Source organism: Chryseobacterium viscerum, assembly GCF_025949665.1.
In the GTDB taxonomy this organism is placed as follows: Bacteria; Bacteroidota; Bacteroidia; order Flavobacteriales; family Weeksellaceae; genus Chryseobacterium; species Chryseobacterium viscerum_A.
The window spans coordinates 189,340-211,983 of the sequence record NZ_JAPDFT010000004.1 but is presented as its reverse complement, the minus strand read 5'-3'; the positions used below and the strand labels follow the sequence as shown (position 1 = coordinate 211,983).

Annotated in this window: 25 protein-coding genes; 18 read left to right on the top strand and 7 right to left on the bottom strand. The window is 36.1% G+C overall.

The annotated features are described in order from the left end of the window. Positions 1-14: 14 nt before the first annotated feature. The 6 genes from OL225_RS19605 to OL225_RS19580 all read left to right on the top strand — a co-directional run bounded on the left by OL225_RS19605 (position 15) and on the right by OL225_RS19580 (position 5,959). Positions 15-308 carry a hypothetical protein gene (locus OL225_RS19605; protein ID WP_264519304.1) on the top strand — a complete coding sequence of 98 codons (294 nt, stop codon included), beginning with the start codon at positions 15-17 and terminating at the stop codon, positions 306-308. A 143-nt stretch (positions 309-451) separates the two neighbouring features. Further along, entirely contained in the window at positions 452-1,249 is a 798-nt protein-coding gene (locus tag OL225_RS19600) for a tetratricopeptide repeat protein (protein WP_264519303.1), read from the top strand. Between the two features lie 36 nt (positions 1,250-1,285). After that, the gene (locus OL225_RS19595) at positions 1,286-2,578 is read left to right on the top strand and encodes a sigma-54 interaction domain-containing protein (RefSeq protein ID WP_047377260.1); all 1,293 of its coding nucleotides are present in this window, start codon (positions 1,286-1,288) and stop codon (positions 2,576-2,578) included. A 10-nt stretch (positions 2,579-2,588) separates the two neighbouring features. Beyond that, positions 2,589-3,293: a DUF4013 domain-containing protein gene (locus OL225_RS19590; RefSeq protein ID WP_047377261.1), complete on the top strand. Its 705-nt coding sequence runs from the start codon at positions 2,589-2,591 to the stop codon at positions 3,291-3,293. After that, positions 3,283-3,834, top strand: a complete 552-nt coding sequence (locus tag OL225_RS19585; protein WP_052184721.1) for an LptE family protein — start codon at positions 3,283-3,285, stop codon at positions 3,832-3,834. Before OL225_RS19590 ends, OL225_RS19585 begins: the two co-directional genes overlap by 11 nt. 1 nt (position 3,835) lies before the next feature. After that, positions 3,836-5,959: a hypothetical protein gene (locus tag OL225_RS19580; RefSeq protein WP_264519302.1), complete on the top strand. Its 2,124-nt coding sequence runs from the start codon at positions 3,836-3,838 to the stop codon at positions 5,957-5,959. Between the two features lie 37 nt (positions 5,960-5,996). Here OL225_RS19580 and OL225_RS19575 read toward each other — a convergent pair whose 3' ends face one another. From OL225_RS19575 to OL225_RS19560, 4 genes are all read right to left on the bottom strand, one after another. Beyond that, complete coding sequence (locus OL225_RS19575; RefSeq protein ID WP_047377262.1) at positions 5,997-6,605, bottom strand: DUF4126 domain-containing protein; 609 nt, start codon at positions 6,603-6,605, stop codon at positions 5,997-5,999. A gap of 262 nt (positions 6,606-6,867) precedes the next feature. Beyond that, positions 6,868-7,239, bottom strand: coding sequence for a ribonuclease P protein component (gene rnpA / locus OL225_RS19570; protein ID WP_047377263.1), 372 nt, complete (start codon positions 7,237-7,239; stop codon positions 6,868-6,870). Positions 7,240-7,255: 16 nt separating this feature from the next. After that, positions 7,256-7,981, bottom strand: a complete 726-nt coding sequence (locus OL225_RS19565; RefSeq protein WP_264519301.1) for a tRNA threonylcarbamoyladenosine dehydratase — start codon at positions 7,979-7,981, stop codon at positions 7,256-7,258. Continuing rightward, complete coding sequence (locus OL225_RS19560) at positions 7,974-8,597, bottom strand: TatD family hydrolase (protein ID WP_264519300.1); 624 nt, start codon at positions 8,595-8,597, stop codon at positions 7,974-7,976. Before OL225_RS19560 ends, OL225_RS19565 begins: the two co-directional genes overlap by 8 nt. A 97-nt stretch (positions 8,598-8,694) precedes the next feature. On the opposite strand from OL225_RS19560, the gene OL225_RS19555 reads away from it, so the two are divergent. From OL225_RS19555 to OL225_RS19515, 9 genes are all read left to right on the top strand, one after another. Then, complete coding sequence (locus OL225_RS19555; protein WP_047377265.1) at positions 8,695-9,324, top strand: TetR/AcrR family transcriptional regulator; 630 nt, start codon at positions 8,695-8,697, stop codon at positions 9,322-9,324. Positions 9,325-9,427: 103 nt separating this feature from the next. Next, positions 9,428-10,423 carry an outer membrane protein assembly factor BamD gene (locus OL225_RS19550; RefSeq protein WP_047377266.1) on the top strand — a complete coding sequence of 332 codons (996 nt, stop codon included), beginning with the start codon at positions 9,428-9,430 and terminating at the stop codon, positions 10,421-10,423. Between the two features lie 42 nt (positions 10,424-10,465). Beyond that, positions 10,466-10,789 (top strand): DNA-directed RNA polymerase subunit omega, encoded by a 324-nt coding sequence (locus tag OL225_RS19545; protein WP_034681463.1) that lies wholly within the window; start codon positions 10,466-10,468, stop codon positions 10,787-10,789. A 123-nt stretch (positions 10,790-10,912) separates the two neighbouring features. After that, positions 10,913-12,118 (top strand): bifunctional phosphopantothenoylcysteine decarboxylase/phosphopantothenate--cysteine ligase CoaBC, encoded by a 1,206-nt coding sequence (gene coaBC / locus OL225_RS19540; RefSeq protein WP_047377267.1) that lies wholly within the window; start codon positions 10,913-10,915, stop codon positions 12,116-12,118. 36 nt (positions 12,119-12,154) lie between these two features. Beyond that, positions 12,155-13,060, top strand: coding sequence for a DUF4835 family protein (locus OL225_RS19535; RefSeq protein WP_047377268.1), 906 nt, complete (start codon positions 12,155-12,157; stop codon positions 13,058-13,060). A 130-nt stretch (positions 13,061-13,190) separates the two neighbouring features. Beyond that, complete coding sequence (locus OL225_RS19530; RefSeq protein WP_264519299.1) at positions 13,191-14,840, top strand: DNA repair protein RecN; 1,650 nt, start codon at positions 13,191-13,193, stop codon at positions 14,838-14,840. A 74-nt stretch (positions 14,841-14,914) separates the two neighbouring features. Then, on the top strand, positions 14,915-16,381 hold the full coding sequence (locus OL225_RS19525; RefSeq protein ID WP_264519298.1) for a DUF5687 family protein: 1,467 nt from the start codon (positions 14,915-14,917) through the stop codon (positions 16,379-16,381). Between the two features lie 3 nt (positions 16,382-16,384). Further along, the gene (locus tag OL225_RS19520) at positions 16,385-17,101 is read left to right on the top strand and encodes an ABC transporter ATP-binding protein (RefSeq protein ID WP_047377271.1); all 717 of its coding nucleotides are present in this window, start codon (positions 16,385-16,387) and stop codon (positions 17,099-17,101) included. Positions 17,102-17,119: 18 nt separating this feature from the next. Then, on the top strand, positions 17,120-18,058 hold the full coding sequence (locus OL225_RS19515) for a Dyp-type peroxidase (RefSeq protein WP_264519297.1): 939 nt from the start codon (positions 17,120-17,122) through the stop codon (positions 18,056-18,058). 60 nt (positions 18,059-18,118) lie between these two features. On the opposite strand, the gene OL225_RS19510 is transcribed toward OL225_RS19515, so the two are convergent. Together OL225_RS19510 and OL225_RS19505 are read right to left on the bottom strand one after the other, a co-directional pair. Then, positions 18,119-18,325 (bottom strand): bacteriocin-like protein, encoded by a 207-nt coding sequence (locus OL225_RS19510; RefSeq protein ID WP_047377274.1) that lies wholly within the window; start codon positions 18,323-18,325, stop codon positions 18,119-18,121. 18 nt (positions 18,326-18,343) lie between these two features. After that, the gene (locus OL225_RS19505) at positions 18,344-18,541 is read right to left on the bottom strand and encodes a bacteriocin-like protein (protein ID WP_047377275.1); all 198 of its coding nucleotides are present in this window, start codon (positions 18,539-18,541) and stop codon (positions 18,344-18,346) included. A gap of 246 nt (positions 18,542-18,787) precedes the next feature. Between OL225_RS19505 and OL225_RS19500 the strand changes: the two genes are divergently transcribed. The 3 genes from OL225_RS19500 to OL225_RS19490 are packed head-to-tail and all read left to right on the top strand — an operon-like array spanning position 18,788 to position 21,014. Further along, the gene (locus tag OL225_RS19500; protein ID WP_264519296.1) at positions 18,788-19,348 is read left to right on the top strand and encodes an RNA polymerase sigma factor; all 561 of its coding nucleotides are present in this window, start codon (positions 18,788-18,790) and stop codon (positions 19,346-19,348) included. Beyond that, positions 19,335-19,943, top strand: coding sequence for a hypothetical protein (locus OL225_RS19495; RefSeq protein WP_264519295.1), 609 nt, complete (start codon positions 19,335-19,337; stop codon positions 19,941-19,943). The genes OL225_RS19500 and OL225_RS19495 overlap by 14 nt, the downstream gene beginning before the upstream one ends. 30 nt (positions 19,944-19,973) lie before the next feature. Further along, positions 19,974-21,014, top strand: coding sequence for a porin family protein (locus OL225_RS19490; RefSeq protein WP_264519294.1), 1,041 nt, complete (start codon positions 19,974-19,976; stop codon positions 21,012-21,014). Positions 21,015-21,088: 74 nt separating this feature from the next. Here the strand turns inward: OL225_RS19490 and fumC are convergent, their stop codons facing one another. After that, positions 21,089-22,483 carry a class II fumarate hydratase gene (gene fumC / locus OL225_RS19485; RefSeq protein WP_264519293.1) on the bottom strand — a complete coding sequence of 465 codons (1,395 nt, stop codon included), beginning with the start codon at positions 22,481-22,483 and terminating at the stop codon, positions 21,089-21,091. Between the last annotated feature and the right edge of the window lie 161 nt (positions 22,484-22,644).

The following is a 22,644-nucleotide window of genomic DNA, read 5'->3' as shown; positions in this document are numbered from 1 at the left end:
TTTGTTCTGGTATCTTGCCAGACAGAGAAAAACGTAAAAAATACCCTGCTACTGTAGGTGATATCGAATTTGATAAAGCACGGGATGATGCTGATTTAAAAAAATGCGGCTCAGAAAAATGCGGACATTTCAGCTTTCAGTATTATCAGGGTTCAAAAGAATTTAGCTACAAAGGCGAAAAAATTGCGGTCAGCGAAAAACTTAAAAAAGAAAATATATATTCTGAAAAGAAGATCAGCGGTTATATTACCGTAAGATTTTTAGTAAATTGTGAAGGAAAGACAGGCTTTTCAGATTACAGCACATGAGCTCAGATCTGAAAGATACTGTACTGGATGAAGAATTAGAAAATAAGCTGCTGCAGTTTACAAATCACTCGATGGCTGGATGCCGAAAGAGATAAAAGGTTTAAAAGTAGATTATTATCAATATCTAACCTATAAAATTGAAAATGGAAAAGTTTCAGAGGTATTACCTTAGCTTTTTGTTACTTATCGTTTACACCAATACTATTGCACAGGTCAACTGTAGTGCAGTAGAGGGTGAGAACTGCAAAAAAGCGTGTGAGTTATACAACTGGGCTTCAGATTTACAAGGTTTCGCAGAATCTCAGGAAGGCTTTGATAAAGCGATTAAGCTGTGTCCTGATTTCTCCCACGCTTATATGGAAAAAGCCGTTCCATATCTTAAAAACGGGGATTTTGTGACCTGGAAAATTTTAATTGATAAAGCAGTTGCTTTAACCCCCCAAATGCATCTTGGTTATAGAGGGTGGACCAAGTTTCAGTTTTTACGAGACTATAAAGGTGCTATTCAGGATTTAGATGAATTAAAAAAATATTATCCCGGAGACTTAGGAAGGTCTCAAAACGGGGACTATAATCTGGATGTAGTGAGAGCTATGTCCTACAGTGCATTAAGTCAGAAAGAAAAGGCTGCAGGGATTATAGAAAGGCTTCTGGCAACCAGAGGTTATGTGAAGGGAATGTTTGATCATTACCAGTTAGGAGTGACTTATTTCGAGCTGGGAAGGTATGACAAAGCCCTGGAAAATTTTGAAAAACAAAGCAAAGAATACAACTTTGCCGAGAATATATACTTTAAAAGTAAAGTTTCTAAGATCAGAAACAAAGATTATTTAGATTTAAAAATGTTAGCCCTGCAAACGTATGATGAAGGACAGACGATGAAAGATGTCTACACTCATCACTTTAACAAAGTCTACAGAAAAGAGATTGAAGAGCTGTAGAAGATTAACATTAAATCAATAATCAAAAATTTACTTATGAGCAACGAGTTACAAAACATAAAAAACCGTTTCGGAATTATTGGGAATTTTCCGGCACTCAACCGGGCACTGGAAAAATCTATTCAGGTAGCACCTACAGATATCTCTGTGCTGGTAATAGGAGAAAGTGGTGTGGGAAAAGAGTTTATTCCGAAAATTATCCATTCAGAATCCAAAAGAAAGCATCAGCCTTATATCGTGGTCAACTGTGGAGCAATTCCGGAAGGAACCATAGATTCTGAACTGTTCGGACACGAAAAAGGAGCTTTTACAGGAGCTACTGCTACAAGGAAAGGGTACTTTGAAGTTGCAGATGGTGGAACGATCTTTTTGGATGAGGTAGGAGAACTGCCATTACAGACGCAGGTTCGTCTTTTAAGAGTTCTGGAAAGCGGTGAATTTATGAAAGTGGGTTCTTCACAGGTGCAGAAAACCAATGTGAGAATTGTGGCTGCTACCAACGTTAATATGATGAAAGCAATCCATGACGGAAGATTCCGTGAGGATTTATATTACCGTTTGAATACCGTTCAGATTGATATGCCGCCTTTGAGAGAACGAAAAGGAGATATTCATTTGCTGTTCAGAAAGTTTGCCATAGACTTTGCAGAAAAGTACAGAATGCCGGAACTGGAGCTGGAGCAGAGTGCTGTTCATTACATAGAAAGTTACTCTTTCCCTGGTAACGTCCGCCAATTAAGAAACTTGGTAGAGCAGATGACCGTTGTGGAAAGAAACAGAAATATCACTGCTGAAAAACTTGCCGAGTATATTCCTATGGAAACACACCTTCCAATGGTGGTGAACAATCAGAATACCCCTAAGCAGAATGATTTTGGAAGTGAAAGAGAAATCATGTATAAAATTCTATTCGATATGAGGAATGATATTAATGATTTAAAATCCTTAACTTCGGAATTGATTAAGAACAGAGGAACGGCAGATCTGAGTAATCATGAGAAAAATCTGATCAACAGGATTTATACCCCTGAAACTCAGCCGCAGGTCAACTCAGGGTCTTTGGTGTATTTTGAAAATAATAATAATGATGCACCGGTAGTTCAGACGCCCACGATTATCTCGACACCTGATGACAGCTATGAAGATATTGAAGATATCGAGGTTGAAGAAAACAGACCGGAGTCACTTTCTCTTCAGAACAATGAAAAGGATTTAATTATCAAAGCATTGGAGAAACATAAGGGGCGTAGAAACAGAGCTGCAGATGAATTGGGAATCTCACAAAGAACTTTATACAGAAAGATAAAACAATATAACCTGGAAGATTAGCACATAAATAATGAAAGTAAATTTAACACCTAAACCGATCAACTTTAAACTCGGAGAATATATTAATAAAGGTTTTGAACTTTTAAAGAAAGATTTCGGAAATATATTTGTAGCATTTTTAGTGTGCTTTATCATGTCGATTATTCCGTTCTGCGGGCTGTTAGCGATGGGTAATTTATACAAATACCTTCAAAGGCTGAGCAGAAATCAGCCGGCAAGTCCCGGAGATATCTTTGATTTTAAAGATTTCATGCCCTACTTTATGTTGCAGTTAATTGTTTTTGGAGGTGCTTTATTGCTTTACATTCCTTTATTTGCTGTGCTGGGTGTATCAGGGGCAATGTCAGAAGGTAATGAACCCAATCCAATGGTAATGCTTTTTGTATTCCCTTATATGTTTTTATTAATAGCAGCGATATATTACTTTGTATTAAAGGGGTTTTATATCATCCCATTAATAAGTCTTAAAGGAATCAAAGAAATAAAAGAAGCCTGGAATATTTCAAAAGTAATGACCAAAGGAAATCTGCTGTCAATTTTTCTTTTCTCATTAGTAGTAAGTATTTTAGCACAGATTGGTATTATTGCCTGCGGGATAGGAATTTTTCTTACCCTGCCATTTTTATACACGGCAAACTATTTTGCTTATGAAGATGCTATTCAACAAATTGAGTACGATGAAATTATTGAAATTGGATCTAAAAATGAATTTTAAAATTAAAAATATCGGCCTGAAACAATCACTGCGTACGGTAATGCTTTTTGCATTGCTGGGAGTTTTAAATTCTTGCTACAGTTTTACAGGATCGTCTCTTACAGATGAAAAGACGGTTCAGATCAATGAATTTCCCAATAATGCACCCCTTGTAAACCCTGCGTTATCCCAACAGTTTTCTACAGCAATACAAAACAGATTCCTTCAGAGAACAACCCTGAAAGGCACAAAAGAAAATCCTGATATCCTGATAGAAGGAGAAATTACAGACTATTCCATTACTCCTACCACAATCAGTTCCAATACCCAGACAAACCCTTCTGGCGGGGTGATTCAGCAGGCACAGAATAAACTTACGATTACAGTAAAGGTACACTATGAAAATAAAATTCATCCGGATGCAAGTTTCGACAGAACCTATTCCGATGAAGCAGCTTTCAACAGCGATGTATCACTAAGTCAAATCGAAGACCAGCAGGTAAAGCTGGTAACAGATAGAATTATTAATAAGATATTTAACGACATTGTAGCGAATTGGTAAGATGAATCCGAGAGTTTTAGAATTAATAAAAAATCCGAAAAATATTCAGTTAGAAGACCTTGGTCTTTTGAAAGAAGAGATTCATACTTTTCCTTATATTCAAAATATCAGGGCACTTCACTTGTATGGAGTCCATCTGTACGAAAAAGAAAATTATCAGAAAGAGCTTTCTACAACAGCAGCATATACTACTGATAAAAAGATTTTATATCAGTTGATCAACGGAAAGATCAAACAAGAGTCTAAATCAGAGATTGTTGAAGAGAAGAAACCTTCTAAAATAATTGAAAAACCCGCTCAATTAATCCCGAAAACCAAATCCTTCCCTATCAAAAGAGAAGAGGAAATTTCTCTTGGGAAACCAACAGAAGAGCAGGAAGCGGCATGTATTTTACCCACTGCACAGGAGGTTAAGCATATTTATGTAAATGGTGAACGAAACAGAATTTTATTTGAAGGAGAAGAAAACTTCCTTGATGAGCAAAATTCTGAAACAATAGATATTGAGTCTACTCTGGAATCAGGAATTTTGGTAACCCAAAAAACCGAACTTGTTGGAGAGTCTGTTTCCAAACAAAAAGAAGAGAAATCAGCTGAAGAAGAGAAATCAGAAGAAGACTTTACACCGGAAACTATTATTCAGGAAGATCATATTTCTTCAGAAAAAGAAGAAGAAAAAATTGATGAAGAAGAAAATACCAGCTTCCATGAGGTTTCTCCTTTAGTACCAGAGGAAAATATTGAAGCAGCAGCAGGAGAGCTTGTAGATGTAGGATCAGCCGATAATGAAACTATATCTGTTTCTGGTGAAGAACCTGCTCCGCAAGAAATACAAGCAGAAGTAGAAGAGAATGCAGGAGAAAACTTTACGTCAGAAACCATTGTTGATGAAGGTCCGATTTCTGCTGAAGAAGGAAATAATAATGAAGAAGAATCATCATTAGAAGTATCCGATGCCGAAGTAAGTTTCCATGGAACAGATTCATTCATGCCTGATGTTAAAATCCAGGCCAACAACGAAGAAATTTTTGAAACAGCTGAAGTTTCCCAGTCTCATGTGAATAAGCATGAAGAGGAGATGAGACGTCTGATTGAAGAAGTTGAGAAAAAGATGAAGGAGGCTAAACCTGTTCCTCAGGAAGAAAAGGCAGAGCATGAAGTGGTTGAAGACCATGAAATTAGCTTTGCTGAAACCCAAAATTTCCATTTCTGGTCAACAAATGAAGATAAACCTGAGGAAATCAGAAAAGAGAAGGCTCAGGAAGAAACTGCTGAGAATCAATTACCTTTAGAAGAGGAACCTAAAGTTGAAATTGCTGAGGAAAAAGAAGAAGAACAAGAAGAAACTTTCGAAGTTCAGTCTGTATGGAAGCCAATGAGTTTAGAATCCAATATGCCTGATTCATTAATCAGCAAATCTAAAGAAGTACCGGCTCCTGAAGTAAAAACTCCAGCATCAGAAATAATCACTGCAGCAAAGCCGGAAATAATAATCGAAGAGATACAGCCTTCAGAAACCGTAAAAACTGTTATAGAAACGGCTCAGGAGGAAACTCTGCCTGTAGAAGAAGAGACAGGCGCTGTTGAATCATCTGAGGAAGAAAAAATAGCTGCAGAAATTTCAAAAGAAGAAGTACCTGTGATGAATGTTTCTTTCTTTGGAACCGATATTTCTACCCTCAAGGTTGAAGAAACGCAGAAGGAAGGTAAAAAAGAACCTGTAGAGCAAATGCAGGAAGTTACTATGAAGGAAACAACACAGCCGAAATTAGACAGTAATGTTCCCGGTTTTATCAACACCTGGCAAAGCTGGCTTAAGATTGACAGAACGGAAGAAATCGTAAAGGAGGAAAAAACTGAAATCATAGAAAAGGCTATTGAAGCCTTTATTGAGAACAATCCTAGAATCAGCCAGCTAAAAGAAGAAAGTTCCTATGTTGTTAAAGAAAAGAACGACGATATCTCGCACTTGATGACAGAGACGCTGGCGAATCTTTATTTTGAACAGAAATTATATACAAAAGCGATAAAAGCGTTTGAAATACTAATCAAAAAGAATCCTGAGAAAAAAGAATATTTTGAATCTAAAATTCAGGATATTAAGGACTTCAGAAGTAAAAATTAAATAAAAAAGGTACTGTTTAGAGCAGTACCTTTTTTATTTATAAATTCTGTGGGCTATTTTTATTTCCTCTTAATTTTTTCCAGGCTCTTCGCCCAAAAACAATAACAAGAATTAATATAATTATTGCAAAAATTGCTGCGATAACCGGTGCTGCCATAGCAAGAACAGACATAAGACCTGCTCCGGCTGTTTCCGTGGTTCCTACCACAGAATTTCCCAATCCTCCGGTTGTTGCCGTAGAAGCGGCCCGTATTCCTGCAAATCCGGAGCTGATTGTGGCTGCTGTACCTCCACCCGCAATTAACGCCAGTGCCCATTGTGGAAACGTTCCCAGTTCAGCAAACTGACTGGCAAATAATATAGAACCTGCTACCGTCGCCATCGGAATAGAGACCGCATCCAGCAAATGATCAATAAAAGGGATATAATAGGCCAGGATCTCGGCTACTGTAGCAATTCCTGTTGTAATCAATGCAGGAAGACCTGCAAGCCACTCAAAATGCTCATTCATAGGAATCCAGTTGAAATAAGACGCAAGGCTTACGATAAACATCGGGAGAAATACCCTAAATCCCGTAGCAGCGGCCAATCCAATTCCAATAAATGCACTGATGATATAAGAAAAATAGGGAATATTATCTAACATATTAATTTTCAGATTTAATGTTTTCCCTAAATTACAAAAAGAATATGATATTTGGAGTGCTATTAATTTCAGAGTTTCGGATACGAGATACGGGATACGAGTTTTAAGCTTCGCTATTCGTGATTTATTATAGAATAAAAAACAAAGTATCTACGCAATCATCCGTGTAAATCTGTATGATCTGTGGGAAAATAAAAAACCTGCCTGATTCGCATAATCTGCGAGATAAAATACCTCACAGATCTCTTATTCTAATGAAAAATTATTTTTTTTGTGCTTCACAAAGCTTTATAAATTGAGCCTCCACATCCTGAAATCTCGGAGGTATTTCAGGGGATGCCCAAAATAACATAGCCATCGTTTTTTCTCCGAAGGCTTGTTTAAATAAATCCTTATTCAAACGGTAGCATTCTCTAAGCAATCTTTTGATGCGGTTCCTGTGTACAGCTCTTTTAAAATATCTTTTAGAAACAGAGACTCCAAATCTGGGGGCTTCTACAGGAAGATTGGGCTTATCTTTCAGAATAATAATTCTCAGATTTCCGCTGGTTCTCCATTTGCCCTTATCAAAAAGCAAACTGATTTCAGTATTTTTTTTGAGCTTTTCCGCTCTGGGATACTTGGAATTTGTCATTTACAGAGTGTAAAATTTAATCCTGATTTAATAAATGATTAATCACTTCTGAAGCGGTGTATAGTCCGAAAATAGCAGGCATATAGCTTATTGTTCCGTAAAAAGATCTTTTATAATTGGTTCCGTCAGTCATTTTCAAACTTTCTTCATCCTGAATATCATTGGCAAAAACACAACGAACTCCTTTATCAATTTTTACTTTTTTCAGCCTTTTTCTTACTTGTCTTGCAAGGTGGCAATGTTCGGTTTTGCTGATGTCTCTTACCAATACTTTACTTGGGTCGGTTTTTCCGCCGGCTCCCATTGAACTTACAATTTTTATCCTTCTTCTCTTGGCTGCGATAATCAGACAAAGTTTTGGGGTAACACTGTCAATACAATCCAAAACATAATCAAATTTCGCAGAATCCAACACTTCATCCATTCTTTCAGGATTTAGAAACTCATTGATTTTGGTTAAGTTAAGATCAGGATTTATATCTAAAAGTCTTTCGGCAACAACCTCTACTTTATGTTTTCCAACTGTAGAACGTAAAGCCGGTAACTGTCTGTTGATATTGGTAATGTCCACAGTATCACCATCTACAATCGTCATATTTCCTACTCCGGCTCTAGCCAAAAATTCAGCCGCAAAAGAACCTACTCCGCCTAAACCAACAACCAAAACTGTGGCTTTATTCAATTTTTCCAAACCTTCCTCTTTTACCAGAAGTTCTGTTCTTTCCAACCAGTACTTATCCATTTTTTATCGTCTCTAAATTTTCTAAAATTTGTTCATTAAGCTGTTCCAAAGAAATACCTTTTATTTCTGAAACTTTCTCATACAATTCTTCGATGTTAAAATCTTCATTGTCAGTTTCTAAAAAGATTCTGTCTAATGGAGTGGTTTTTATAATATCCTGCAAAGATAAATTATACAAAATAGCTTTTCCAAAACTCAGGTAAAAATTATTACTCAGAAGGTCTTCGGCAATTGTGCGTTTTTTATTGAAACCATGGATAACCATTGGCTGTTCGGCCTTCTTTTTAAAAGAAATGACCTCATAAAATTTTCTTACACAATGAATAATCAAAGGTTTTTTTACCTCATTTGCGATTTTTATTTGTCTTAAAAAAATCTCCTCCTGAATTTTCTGATCTATGGAAACCAAAGAATCCAAACCACATTCACCAATGGCAAAACAGTTTTCAGAAATCATGTTTCGCATCCATGAAAATTGCTGTTCTATAGTATTAACATCAATATCTTTTGGGTGAATACCTACGGAATAAGGGAAATCAGGCGGAATTTCTTTCGACAGATTGTAAATTCCGTTTCTGATATATTTTTTATGATGGTGAAAATCAAAAAATTCCATATTCAAAAATAAGAATTTTTAAGATTTAATCTAAAATTATTAAACGATCGTTTATAAATGTGTTAAAAATTTCTTAACTTTACTCAAAGTACACTTCATGAAAAAAAAATTTACGGAAAAACAGATTCACATACTGGATATTGCAGAAGAACTCATTGCAAAAAAAGGATATGAGGGTACTTCTGTAAGAGATATCTGTTCCAAAGCAAATATTAATGTCGCCATGATCTCTTATTACTTCGGTTCTAAAGAGAAAATGATGTCTTATCTCTACCAGTACAGAGTACTGAAGACCAGAGAGAATTTTTCAGAATTTGCAGATACCATTAAAGATGGAAAACCGGAAATGCAAATGCGGGAAATGATCAAATATATTGTTTCTCAGCTGTTTAAGTATAACTATTTCCATGGGTTTGTTACTCAGGAACTTCGCCATACAGAAAACCTGAAAGACGAATTGCTTGATTTCTACCAGTTATTTGTAAAAAAACTGGATGAAGTCATTAAAAAAGGAGTAGCTTCCAGTGTTTTTACTTTTACTCCCAAGCCTGAAGATATCCTTACCATGATTATTGGATCCACTTTATTTGTAATCAGGAATAAAAACTTCTATGAGCTATATGTTCCGAGTAAAAATGAAGAAACATATACCAAAGAAGCTGAAAAAAAGGTACGAATGAATCTTTTATTAAGTGTTTTTGCAATTTTGGGATACGCTGCAGACTAAAATTACGTTAAATATTCATAAAAAAAAATCTATTGACAAAAAAGTTATATTTTTGCAAATTAGTAAATCGGCTGTATAATCCGAAAACTGTTGAACTTTTTATATGAAAAAATATATTTTAGGTCTTTTTGCTGTAGCGGTGATTTCATCTTGTGTAAGCCAGCAGGAAAGAGCAATGAGGAGTGCTGATAAAGAATTTATCTTGAAGGCAGCTAATGAAAACTTTGCTAAGAAAAAGTGGAAAAACGCATTGGCTCTTTATGACAGACTTGCAAATCTTGTGGCAGGAACAGATGATTTCCCGAATGTAGGTTTCAACACTGCTTATGCCAACTATTATGATAAGAGCTATAAGCTGGCGGGGCACCAGTTCAAAAATTTTGCAGTTAGTTTTCCAAAAGATCCGAGAGCTGAAGAAGCAGCTTATATGTCTGCATTGTGCTATTATGAAGGGTCTATGGATTACAACTTAGATCAGTCTAGTACAGAATTGGCGATCAATGAGCTTCAGGATTTCCTTAACAATTATCCAAACTCTGAAAGATCTAAGAATATCAGCCAGCTAATTGATGAATTGTCTTATAAGCTTGAGTTTAAAGCATATGAAAATGGAAGACAGTACTTCAAAATGGGAGAGTATAAAGCCGCAAACGTAGCATTGGAAAACGTTCTGGAAGATTTCCCAAGTACAAAACTTCGCTCAAAAATTTATGATTATATCATGAAATCCCGCTATGAACTGGCGATGAAGTCAATCTATAATCTTAAAGCAGAACGTATTGAAAGTGCATTAACTTATACAAGATTTGTAGAGAAAGAACTTCCTAATACAGAATATTCTAAAATAGCTACAGATCTTAGGGAAAAACTGGAAAAGGAAAAAGAACATTTTGCTGTCGTTAAAAAAGAAACAGATGCAAGAATTGCAGCTTTGACAGCAAGACAGAAAAAAGAAGCTGAAAAATTGGCTGATCAAGGTAAAACTGAGCAGCAAGTTAAAGATCAGATTAGCAATGAAAAGAAAGCAATGCAGTTACAGAGGGACAGTGCAGCACTTAAGACCCCTCCTCCAGCAGCGACTTTCAAAATTCAAAGATAATTCGTAAATTTGTCGTCTTAAAATAAAAATAATTTTCTCAAAATGAGTGTAAAAGATACAAAAGCAGAAGTAAATACAATTACTTACGATAAAGATAAGATTGAAGATAAAGTAGGTTCAATCTATGAAGCTATTGTTATCATGGGAAAGAGAGCAGAGCAAATCAATGCGGAGATCCGTACGGAACTTCACAACAAATTAGATGAATTTGCGGTTCACAATTCTACATTAGAAGAGGTTTTCGAAAACAGAGAACAAATTGAGATCTCTAAACATTACGAAAAGCTTCCAAAGCCAACTTCAATCGCTATTGAAGAGTGGTTAAACGAAGATGTTTATTTCAGAAAAACAGAAGAGAGAAAATAAATCTTCTGTGTTTTTATAAATGAAGGTCATAAAGGAAATCAGTTCTTTTATGACCTTTATCGTTTTAAAGCCAGATTGTGTGGGAAAAAATAAGTATTTTAGTACTTCAAAAATTAAAACTCAATGAGTGTTTCCGGTAAAAAGATTCTTATCGCCGTCTCTGGTGGAATTGCAGCCTACAAAATTCATTTTTTGATAAGGGATTTTGTGAAAAAAGGAGCAGAAGTACAAATTATTATGACTCCTGATGCAGAACATTTTGTGACAAAACTAAGCCTGTCTACGCTATCCAAAAAAGCGGTGTATTCAGAATTTTACAGCGATAACGGAACATGGAACAGCCATGTGGAAATGGCACTGTGGGCGGATGTTATGATCGTAGCTCCCTGTACAGCCAATACACTGTCTAAGATGGTTCACGGGATGTGTGATAATCTGGTTATTGCAACTTATATGTCTGCAAAGTGCCCTGTTTTTATTGCTCCTGCAATGGATCTTGATATGTATGCACATCCTTCTACAAAAAAGAATCTGGAACTCGCAGAAAGTTTTGGACATATTATAATTCCTGCGGAAAACGGAGAGCTGGCCAGCGGGTTGGTCGGGCAGGGAAGGATGGCAGAACCGTCAACAATTTTTAATACTGTTGAACATTATTTTACAGCAAACAGCCATTCCAAGAGCCTTGAAGGGAAAACTGTTTTAATTACAGCTGGCCCTACTTATGAAGCTATAGATCCTGTAAGATTCATCGGAAATCATTCCTCTGGAAAAATGGGGTTTTCCCTGGCCGAAGAAGCTTCAAAAAGAGGGGCAAAAGTTATTCTTATTTCGGGACCCAGTTTCCAAACCATTAATGATCCAAAGGTTGAGCTGCATAAAGTAACTTCAGCAAAAGAAATGCTGGCAAAAGTATTTGAATTCTATGATAAAATAGATATCGGTATTGCAAGTGCTGCGGTAGCTGATTACGCACCCAAAGAAGTTGCGAAAGAAAAGATCAAGAAAAATGATGATAACCTGACGATTGAGCTGGTTAAGAATCCGGATATCCTTAAAACGATGGGAGAAAAGAAAACGCACCAGTTTTTGGTAGGTTTTGCACTGGAAACCCAAAATGAAGAAGAAAATGCAAAAGGAAAACTGGAGAAGAAGAATCTGGATATGATTGTTTTAAACTCTTTGCGTGACGAAGGTGCCGGGTTTAAGAATGATACCAATAAAATAAGGATATTTACCAAAACGGAGAAAAAAGAATTCGACCTGAAATCCAAAGATGACGTAGCGAAAGATATTCTCAATTTTGTTGAATCTCAACTTTTAAAATAATTTTAATAAATTTCCGTTCTCAATTTTTAATAGACAATGAAAAAAATTATAAGCTTATTTTTTCTGTTTCTCATATATACCCAAAGTTTTTCCCAGGAGCTGTTGGCAACCGTTCAGGTAAATTCCCAACAGGTAGGAGGGAGTAATCAGCAGGCGTTTAAAGCATTGGAGAAAAGTCTCAGGGATTTTATCAATAATACCAGCTGGACAGGGAAAAAGCTTCAGAATTTTGAAAAAATAAAATGTGGTTTTTCCGTTGTTATTGGAGAAAGAGATGGAAATAGATTCAAAGGATCCATTGTAGTTCAGGCTATGCGCCCTGTTTATAATACAACTTACGAATCCCCTTTGATTAACCTTCAGGATCAGAGATTTGGTTTTGAATATATTGAGAATGAAAGTCTTATTTTTAATGAAAGGCAGTTTTCGGGGAAAAATCTTACTGATGTGGTCAGCTTCTATATTTATCTTATTTTGGGGATAGATGCAGATAGTTTCCAGTCTATGGGAGGATCTCAATGGTACGCAAAAGCACAGCAGATTGCTCAGAATTCCCAGAACAGAAACTATGAAGGCTGGAATACTATCAATGAACCAAGAAGCCGTTCTATCTTGATTAATGAAATTATGAATCCTAACTGGAACCAGTTGCGTTCTACAATTTATACTTACCACAGAGCCGGAATGGATAACCTTTTTAATCAGGACCAGACTGCCGGGAAAAAAGTGATCTTTGATGCCCTGATGCAATTGAAAATGTACGAAAACACGTTTCAGCAGGCATTTTTCTTTAACCTGTTTATGGATACAAAAAGTGATGAAATCTTCAATATATTCAATTCCGGAAATAATGGAGGTTTGATTCTGAATGATCTTAAACAGACAATGATTATTCTTTCACCAAAAAATATTGATAATAAGTGGAATAAGTGGAAGGTGTAAGTTCGAAATCCATTTAATAAGCGATAAAAAATTTTGAGAAGCAGAAAGCACTTAAACATTTTCTCAATTCATTAAAAAAAAACTTATTTTTACAGTTCAAACTCAAATTGGATTATAACCCGGATTATCAATGCTTTCGAGAATTTACATTAAAAATTTTGCCCTGATTGATACCCTTGAAGTATCTCTGAATAATGGTTTACAGGTTATTACCGGTGAAACGGGAGCAGGTAAATCTATTATTTTAGGAGCGCTCCGACTTATTTTAGGAGAAAGAGCAGATGTAAAATCTATTGCCAAAGCTGAAGAGAAAAGCGTGGTGGAAACTGAATTTTCCCTGAACAACCAGTTTAAGAAATTCTTTATCGAAAATGACCTGGACTATGAACTACAGACCATTATCAGGAGAGAAATTCTTCCATCAGGAAAATCCCGTGCGTTCATCAATGATGTGCCGGTAACGCTGGATATTCTTAGAGAGCTTTCTTCGCAGCTGATCGATATTCATTCCCAGTTTGAAACATCCAATCTTTTTACATCAGAATATCAGTTTAAAATCATAGACGGACTTTCCGGTAATAAAAATATCATTGAAGAGTATCAGCAGGAATTTTCTGACTTTCAGAACCTTAAATTGGTTTTGAAAAAACTGAAAATCCAACTCTCAGAATCCAATAAAGAAAGTGATTATAAAGAATTTCTCCTTAACGAATTGGAGGAACTCAAGCTTGATGATGTAGACTATGAAGATGTTCAGAACCAGCTTTCTATTCAGGAAAATGCAGGGATGATTTCCGAAAACGTAGGCCAGATCCTATCCAGGTTCCATCAGGAAGAAATAGGAATTCTGTCATTCTTTAATGAAGCTACCAACAAGCTTTCAAAAATTTCTGAAGTTTCTACCAGTTTCGCAGAGCTTGATGAAAGGCTGGAAACCTCTTTTGTAGAGCTGAAGGATATCATTTCTGAACTTGAGCATGCGGCAGAAAAAGTTGAAATCAATCCTGAAAATTTGGTATATCTTACCGATTTGAATAATAAAATAAACGCCCTGTTTCTTAAACATAATGTATCAGATCTTAATGAACTGATTGAAATCAGAAACCAGCTGGCAGGAGACCAGAAAGGAGCCTCAGAGCTGGAAGCACAGATTGAAGAAACAGAAGAAAATATTTCTCAAAAAGAAAAAACACTTCAAACTCTTGCTGGAAAGCTTTCCAAGAACAGACATAAAAATGTTTCTGTTTTCATCAAAAAAGCAGAAAGCCTGCTGAAAAAATTAGGTCTTGAAAAAGCAAAAGTAGATATAGAACTGCAGGATGCTCAGGAATTCAATCAGTTTGGAAAAGAAAATATCCAGCTGCTATTCCAGGCCAATTCCGGTTTCCCTTTAAAACCTATCCAGACTGCTATTTCCGGAGGAGAAAGATCAAGAGTAATGCTGGCTGTAAAGAAGATTATCGCTGAAAGTGATGAATTGCCAACTTTAATTCTGGATGAAATTGACACCGGAGTTTCAGGAAAAGTAGCTGAAGAGATCGGAAACCTTATGAGAGAAATGTCTGAAGACATGCAGCTGATCGTTATTTCACACCTGGCGCAGGTTGCAGCAAAAGGAAATGATAACTATAAAGTGGTAAAACAGGATGTTTCCGGCAGAACACAATCTACTATAATTCCTTTGAGTAACGAAGAAAAGCTGAATGAAATTGCCCAGCTGCTCTCCGGAAGCAAAATTACAGAAGCTGCTCTGGCACAGGCAAAAGAGCTTATAGGATAATCATAAAATCACACTTTTCTTTAAAACTTTGTAACATATTTTACATTATATTTACTAATGTAAAAAACTAACATATGTTTCTAAAGTTCCTTAGGCTTGAAATAAAAAGCTTCTTCCGTGGTACATCTTTAGGGATCAATCTGACCATGAAAATTCTCCGTTTTATTGGAATACTCTATTTCGTGGGCTGTCTTGTAGGTGGGGCTTTTATTGCCTTTTTCTACATACAGGAGGAGATGCACCAGAATCCTGTAAAGGTAGTTTCAAAATTCATGATTGTTGCCTGGATTATTGATCTTGTTCTTAAGTATCTCTGGCAGGAAATTCCTACTCAGAATATTAAACCCTTCCTTACCATGAACATCAGAAAGAATACGCTGGTCAATTATATGCTGGCCAAAACTTTTCTTTCAGCATTCAGCTGGCTGAGTTCTTTATTCTTTATCACATTTTCATTGATTGCCTTATTCAACGGATATAGTATCTTAGGGGTGTTGGTGTGGCTTATAGGTGTGATTTCGTTACTTTATCTTAATAATTTCATCAATATTTTTTTCAATGGTAAAGAAACCCTGGCGGTGATTATTGGAATATGCTTTTTGGGCATAGGAATGCTGGGATATTATAAAATAATTCCGGTTCTGTCTTATTCCGAATCAATTTTCTTCAGTTTCTATGAGAAACCTTACTTTGCACTGATACCTGTTGCTTTGTTCGTAATGTTGTGGTGGATCTGTTTCCGTTATCTTCGTAATGAATTTTATCTTGATCAGGGGCTTGAGGCAAAGAAAACAGTTGGAAAAACAGAGAATATTGCTTTCCTGAATAAATATGGAGTTATCGGAACATTTATCAATAATGATATTAAAATGCTGAGACGTAATAAAGTACCTAAAGGGATTTTGCTGGGCAGCTTTATGTTTCTGTTCTACGGACTGCTGATGTTTACTTCTTCAATGTACAAAACACCCGCAATGATGATGGTTATGGGACTTTTTGTAACAGGAGGTTTTCAGTTTCTGTTCGGGCAGAGAGTTCCCGCTTTTGACAGCTCATATTATCCGTTGATGATGACCCTGAATGTTCCTTATAAAGAATATTTAAAAGCGAAATGGTGGCTGATGAATATTGTGACAGGAATTTCTATCATTATAGCACTTTGCTATGCATACTTCGGCTGGGAAGTCTATGTTACATTTTTTGCAGCAGGATTATATAATATTGGTGTGAATTCTCAATTTACCTTGTGGTCCGGAGCGTTCAATAAAACTCAGATTGACCTTAATACAAAAGAAAAAAGATTGGGGCAGAAAGGGAGCTTCAATATGATCGCTATGCTTTTGCTCATTCCCAAAATGCTTCTTCCAATGGGAGTATTTGCCTTAACAAAATTTTTGTGGGGAATTACCGGAGGAGTCATAAGTATTGCAGTTATCGGAATTGTAGGGTTTTTCCTGAGAGAGAAAATCTTCGATATTATTGTGAAACTTTATAAAAAAGAAAAATACAGCACACTGGATGCATTTAAAAATATAAGTTAAGCCATGATCAACATACAAAATTTATCTAAAACATACGGAACAGCAACAGTTCTTAATATTGAACATCTTGAAATTCCAAACGGGGAAACATTTGGTCTCGTTGGAAATAACGGAGCAGGAAAAACAACCCTTTTCAGCCTGATGCTGGATTTAATTCAGGCTACTACAGGATTTGTAAGCATCGATGGAATTAAAGTCGATGAATCTGAAGCATGGAAAAATAAAGTTTCAGCCTTTGTAGATGATACATTTCTTATCGGTTATCTTACTCCTGAGGAATATTTTTACTTCATTGGAGAGTTGAGAGGGCAGAACAAAGCATCAGTAGACGAATTTCTGAAGCCTTTTCATGATTTTTTCAATGGGGAAATCCTTAAATCCGGGAAATACGTCAGAGACCTTTCAAAAGGAAATCAGAAAAAGGTAGGAATTGTAGGGGCTATTATTGGAAATCCTGAAATTATTATCCTTGATGAGCCTTTTGCCAACCTGGATCCTTCTACACAGATCAAGCTGAAAAACCTGATCAAAGAATTATCAAAACAGGATGGCGTTACTTTTCTTATTTCCAGTCATGATCTTTCCCATACCACAGAAGTATGTAACAGAATTGTGGTGGTGAATAAAGGTCTTTTGGTAAAAGATATTCAGACCAACCCGGAAACATTGAAAGATTTGGAACAATATTTTGCAGATCAGGTTTCTGTTTCGGATATTTAATACCACAAAAATAGAGGTATGAATACGATAGAGTCACAGAATGTAACAGATTATCCAAACAGCAATACTATTTTCATGGTCTGGAAACTTCATGACAGCCCAGAGCTTAAAGATATTTTTCAGGAACTATGCGCATTGGTTTTAAATCTTAATAATTCAGTGTTTAACCGTTTCCCGGACAGTAGAGCAAGCTGTGTAATGGGAATTGGTGCAGAAGCATGGAGAAAACTGGAGCTTCCGACACCACTGCCAAAAGAATTAATCAATTTTGAAGAAATAAAGGGGATGAAGCATACCGCGGTTTCTACTCCCGGAGACCTTCATTTCCACTTAAGAGCAGACAATAAAAGCCTGATTTTCGATATGGCTGTGGAAATATCCAAACTATTAAGTTCTGCGGCGGAAAGTATTCTGGAAATTCATGGCTTTAAATATTGGGATGCACGTTCTATTCTTGGATTTGTAGACGGAACAGAAAATCCGCATGGAGACGACCGTGATTATTTTGCAAAGATCGGAGATGAGGATCTTCAGTATAAAGGTGGAAGTTACCTTTTCGTTCAGAAATACCTGCATAATATGGATGCATGGAAAGGTTTGTCAACAGAGGGTCAGGAGAAGGTCATCGGGAGATCAAAAGAAAACGATATTGAAATGTCTGATGATGTAAAACCTTCCAACTCACACATTGCTTTAGCCAATATCGAAGGAGAAAATGGAGAAGAACTGAAAATTGTCAGAGATAATATGCCTTTTGGAAATCCTTCTACTAATGAATTCGGAACCTATTTTATTGCCTACTCAAGTACATTTACAACAACAAAAAAGATGTTGACCCATATGTTTATAGGCGATCCTCCAGGAAATTATGACAGAATTTTAGATTTCAGCACAGCAGTTACCGGAACACTTTTTTTTGTTCCTACCAGAAATATGCTTGATGAATTCTCAGGATAAAACAATAAAAAAGGCTGTCTCATAAGTAAGGCAGCCTTTTATCAATTACTTTTACAGAAATTATACCGGATTTCCCGGATTGTATGAATCACACATTCCGTTTTCCACCAGACACTCTCTTTTTTTCAGTTCACAGGGATTGGTTGTAGGTACACTGCAGCATGCATAATATCCGTTGAATTGTACCAGATACATATCGCAAAATGGTGTATTTCCTCCCTTAATTGTTTTCAGATTCTCTCTTTTTAATTTTTTTAAATGCTTCATGGTATTGCTTTAATATTGTTAAGCTGGAATACCAGAGTCACACATACCAACAGGAGTCAGACACATTGCAGACGTATTGCACGGATCTACATTAGGTTTTGTACAGCAGGCATAATAACCGTTAGCTTCTACTAAGTAAAGATTACCAAGACACGTAAAGTCTCCTCCTAATACAGCTTTTAAATTTTCTCTGTCTAATTTTTTTAAATTTTTCATGGGTTTAGTTTTAAGTTAATTATATCCCTAATATAGGAAAAAATAAATATAAGTTACTTGTGTTTAAAAAATTGTATTTCAGTTTTTTATATAGAACCGCTCTTCTGTTTTTTTGAATAAAAAAGATGATAGAATTTGTAACTCTGAATAAAAAAAATCAACTCATTGTATTAAACAGGAAATTTTTTTAAAAAAGTTGTAACCTTTTTTTGTTTTCATTGTCTTTAATATAGAAACAGCATAAGCATGAAACTTTTGTTCGGAAATAAAAAGAATGATTTGTTGAGCCTCCTGAAGAAACAGGATCCGGCTGCACAGAAGATTTTCTATGAACAGAATGTCAAGAGATTCCTGAGTGTAAGCAAAAGCTATGTGAGCGATTTGTACCAGGCGGAAGATTGTCTCATTAAAGCATTCTGTAAAATTTTTAAGCACATAGAAAGCTTCAGAGGAGAGTCGAACCTGGATAGCTGGGCAAGAAGAATTGTCGTTAACGAATGCCTGAATTTTATCAAAAGCCATAAAACGGTATTCTATCTGGATGAGATCAACCAATCTTTTCATGAAGACATTCACGAACTGGAGATTGATTGTGACTTTAATGCACAAGACCTTTTGGATCAGCTTCCCGATGCCTATAGGATGGTTTTTAACCTCTATGTCCTGGAAGGATATTCTCATCAGGAAATTGCTGATACTTTGCAGATTTCAATGGCTGTCAGTAAAACACAGCTGTTCAGAGCAAAAGAAAAATTAAGAAAGATTTACTTTCAACAACAAAAAAAAGTAAAAAATGAAAACGTCTAAGGATAATATTGAATGTCAGATCAAAAAACAGATCGAAGAAAGAGAGATTGCTCCATCCCGTGATCTGTGGTCTGAAATAGAGGTTCAAAACAGCAGCAATAACCGTCCCAAATCACAAATGAACTGGGTTTTAGTGGCTGCCTGTCTGATCTTGACATTGAGTTTAGGAACCGTTCTGTTTTTTCTCAATCAACCTTCAGAAATTCAACCTGAAATAGTAAAGAAAACAGAAGAAAATAAGGCAGGTCAAATTATAAAAAATGAGGCTCAAGATAATACAGCTCTGGCTGCTCAGAATAATGATAAAGAGGAGGTAAAGAAGATACCTTCCCAAGATAAAGAAGAAATGATTTCCGCAGTAGCAATAGATCAGAGTAAACTTATTCCCAGAGAAACCGCAGTAAAAAAAATAGAAATTCCTCAGATTTCTAATCCAAAACTTCTGGCAAAAGCTGATTCTTTAAAAGCTCCGGTTAAAAAGAAAAAATATGTAGATCCTTCTACACTCCTTTTTTCAGTAGAACATAAAGATGTTATCGAAAAAACAAAGGATGGAAGTAATGTGGCTACCACTATTGATTTAAATGCCAGATAATTTGTCCGTAAAAAATTAAAAATTAATAATATGATCAAGAAATTAATCGTAATGGGACTGCTATGCTCTATTTCAGCATCATTCCATGCACAAAAGGCTTTGAATATTAACCTGTCTTCTAAAAAAGATACTGAGGTAAGTCCTATTGTAAAAGAGAAAGTGGAAGAATATGCCACAAAAATCAATACCATTATTCAGGAGGAAAAGAAACTGATGGAAGAAGAACTGGTAGTTTTGCAGGCAAGAAACCTTGATAAAGCAGATTTTGACAGAGAAAAAGCTCAGATTGCAGATCGCTATTCTGAGAAAATGGACAAAAGAATTGAGGAGCTTGGGTTTGATCTGGATGACGTTATTCAGAAACAGGTAAGATATTCCCTTCTGAATACAGATGTTACCTCTAAAGAAGAGCTTAAAGAGAAACTGTTGAAAAAATTCCGTCCCAGCAGAAGCTTTACAGGATATTTCTCTTACGGAATTATGACATTGACAAATAGCTCTCCCGATAATGAACTGGATAAAAACATAGGATATGCCAATAATCTGGAATTTGGTCTGAAACTGAATTACCAGCTTAGCAGAACAAGCCCTTGGGCAATTACTTCAGGGTTAGGATTCTCTTGGAGAACAGTAAGAGCGGATAATAATATGATGTTTATAAGAAATGCAAATCAGGGGGTTGCTCTGGCTCAGTACAGCGAAAACCTTGAGAAAAGTAAGCTGAGAACCGGGTATATTATGGTTCCTCTTGGGGTACAGTATAATTTCTCCAAGCTTAAAAATGCCGGAATGGATATCCAGTACAGAAGTTATTATACAGGATTTAAAATTGGAGCCAATGTATATGGCGGGGTAAAAATGTCTACCAACAATATTGTAAAAGGAATTGATGGTGAAACCAGAGACCGTGGAAATTATCAGGTGAATCCTTTTGTATATGGGGCACAGATTACATTCTCATATAACAGTTTCAGTCTGTTTGTTAAAAAAGATTTCAGTAATTTCTTTAAAGACAGTTACTTCAAAAATGATAAAGCGCTGATATTTGGGTTGGCCATCGGATTAGATTAAATACATTTTGACAGCAAAACGAAAACTCCGGAAAAAGCTCCCGGAGTTTTTGCATTGTATCAGTTATAGAATCATTATTTTAAACTCCCTACCATATCTTCAGGCTTTACCCACTCGTCAAACTGCTCAGCAGTGAGTAAACCAAGATTGATGGCTTCTTCTTTTAAAGTTGTACCATTTTTATGGGCTGTTTTCGCAATTTTAGCCGCATTTTCATATCCGATATGAGTATTTAAAGCTGTAACAAGCATTAAAGATTTGTCTACAAGCTCTTTAATTCTCTCATGATTCGGTTCGATACCTACCGCACAGTGATCATTGAAGGAAATACATGCATCAGCGATCAATTGGGCAGACTGAAGGAAATTGTAAGCCATTACCGGTTTGAAAACATTCAGTTCATAATTCCCTTGAGTTCCTGCAAATGAAATTGTAGTATCATTTCCTAAAACCTGAGCACAAACCATTGTTAAGGCTTCATTCTGAGTAGGATTTACTTTCCCCGGCATAATAGATGATCCCGGTTCATTTTCAGGAATATGAATTTCTCCAATTCCTGAACGAGGTCCAGACGCCAGAAGTCTCACATCCTGAGCAATTTTATATAAAGAAACAGCAAGCTGCTTCAAAGCACCATGGCTTTCAACAATAGCATCATGGGCAGCAAGAGCTTCAAATTTATTTTCTGCAGTAACAAAAGGATGATTGGTAAATTGAGCAATATATTCAGCCACTTTTACATCATAGCCGTTAGGAGTATTCAAACCGGTTCCTACAGCTGTTCCTCCCAGTGCCAGTTCAGAAAGATGAGGTAAAGTATTTTTTAAAGCTCTCAATCCGAATTCCAACTGAGCCACATACCCGGAAAATTCCTGTCCAAGAGTAAGCGGAGTGGCATCCATCAGGTGGGTTCTGCCGATTTTTACAACATCTTTGAAGGCTTTTGATTTCTCAGCCAATGTATTTTTTAGTTTTTCCACAGCCGGAATTGTTACTTCCACAACTTTTGTATAGGCAGCGATGTGCATTGCTGTAGGGTAGGTATCATTGGATGACTGGGATTTGTTGACATCGTCATTCGGGTGGATTTCAGATTTTTCACCCAATGTTCCTCCATTATTAACATGAGCTCTGTTTGAAATTACTTCATTGACATTCATGTTCGACTGTGTTCCGGACCCCGTCTGCCAGATCACCAAAGGAAACTGGTCGTTAAGTTTTCCTTCCAGAATTTCATCACATACCTTGGCAATCATATCTCTTTTTTCTGCAGGAAGTACGCCCAGCTCAGTATTGGTATAAGCTGCTGCCTTTTTCAGATAGGCAAAAGCTTCAATGATTTCATGCGGCATTGAACCCTCAGGCCCTATTTTGAAATTGTTTCTGGAACGTTCGGTTTGTGCACCCCAAAGCTTATCTGCAGGTACCTGCACTTCTCCCATGGTGTCTTTTTCTATTCTGTAATTCATAGTGGTTGAAATTTGTATGATCTGTTGATTTTAAAGCCATAAAAATTTTAAACATTATTCAACTTTGATGAAAAAATAATGCTGTGGCTTTATTTATTTAGCTTCTATAAAGGTACTTATAAACTCAGAAACCTCCAATTTATAATCATTATAAATATCAA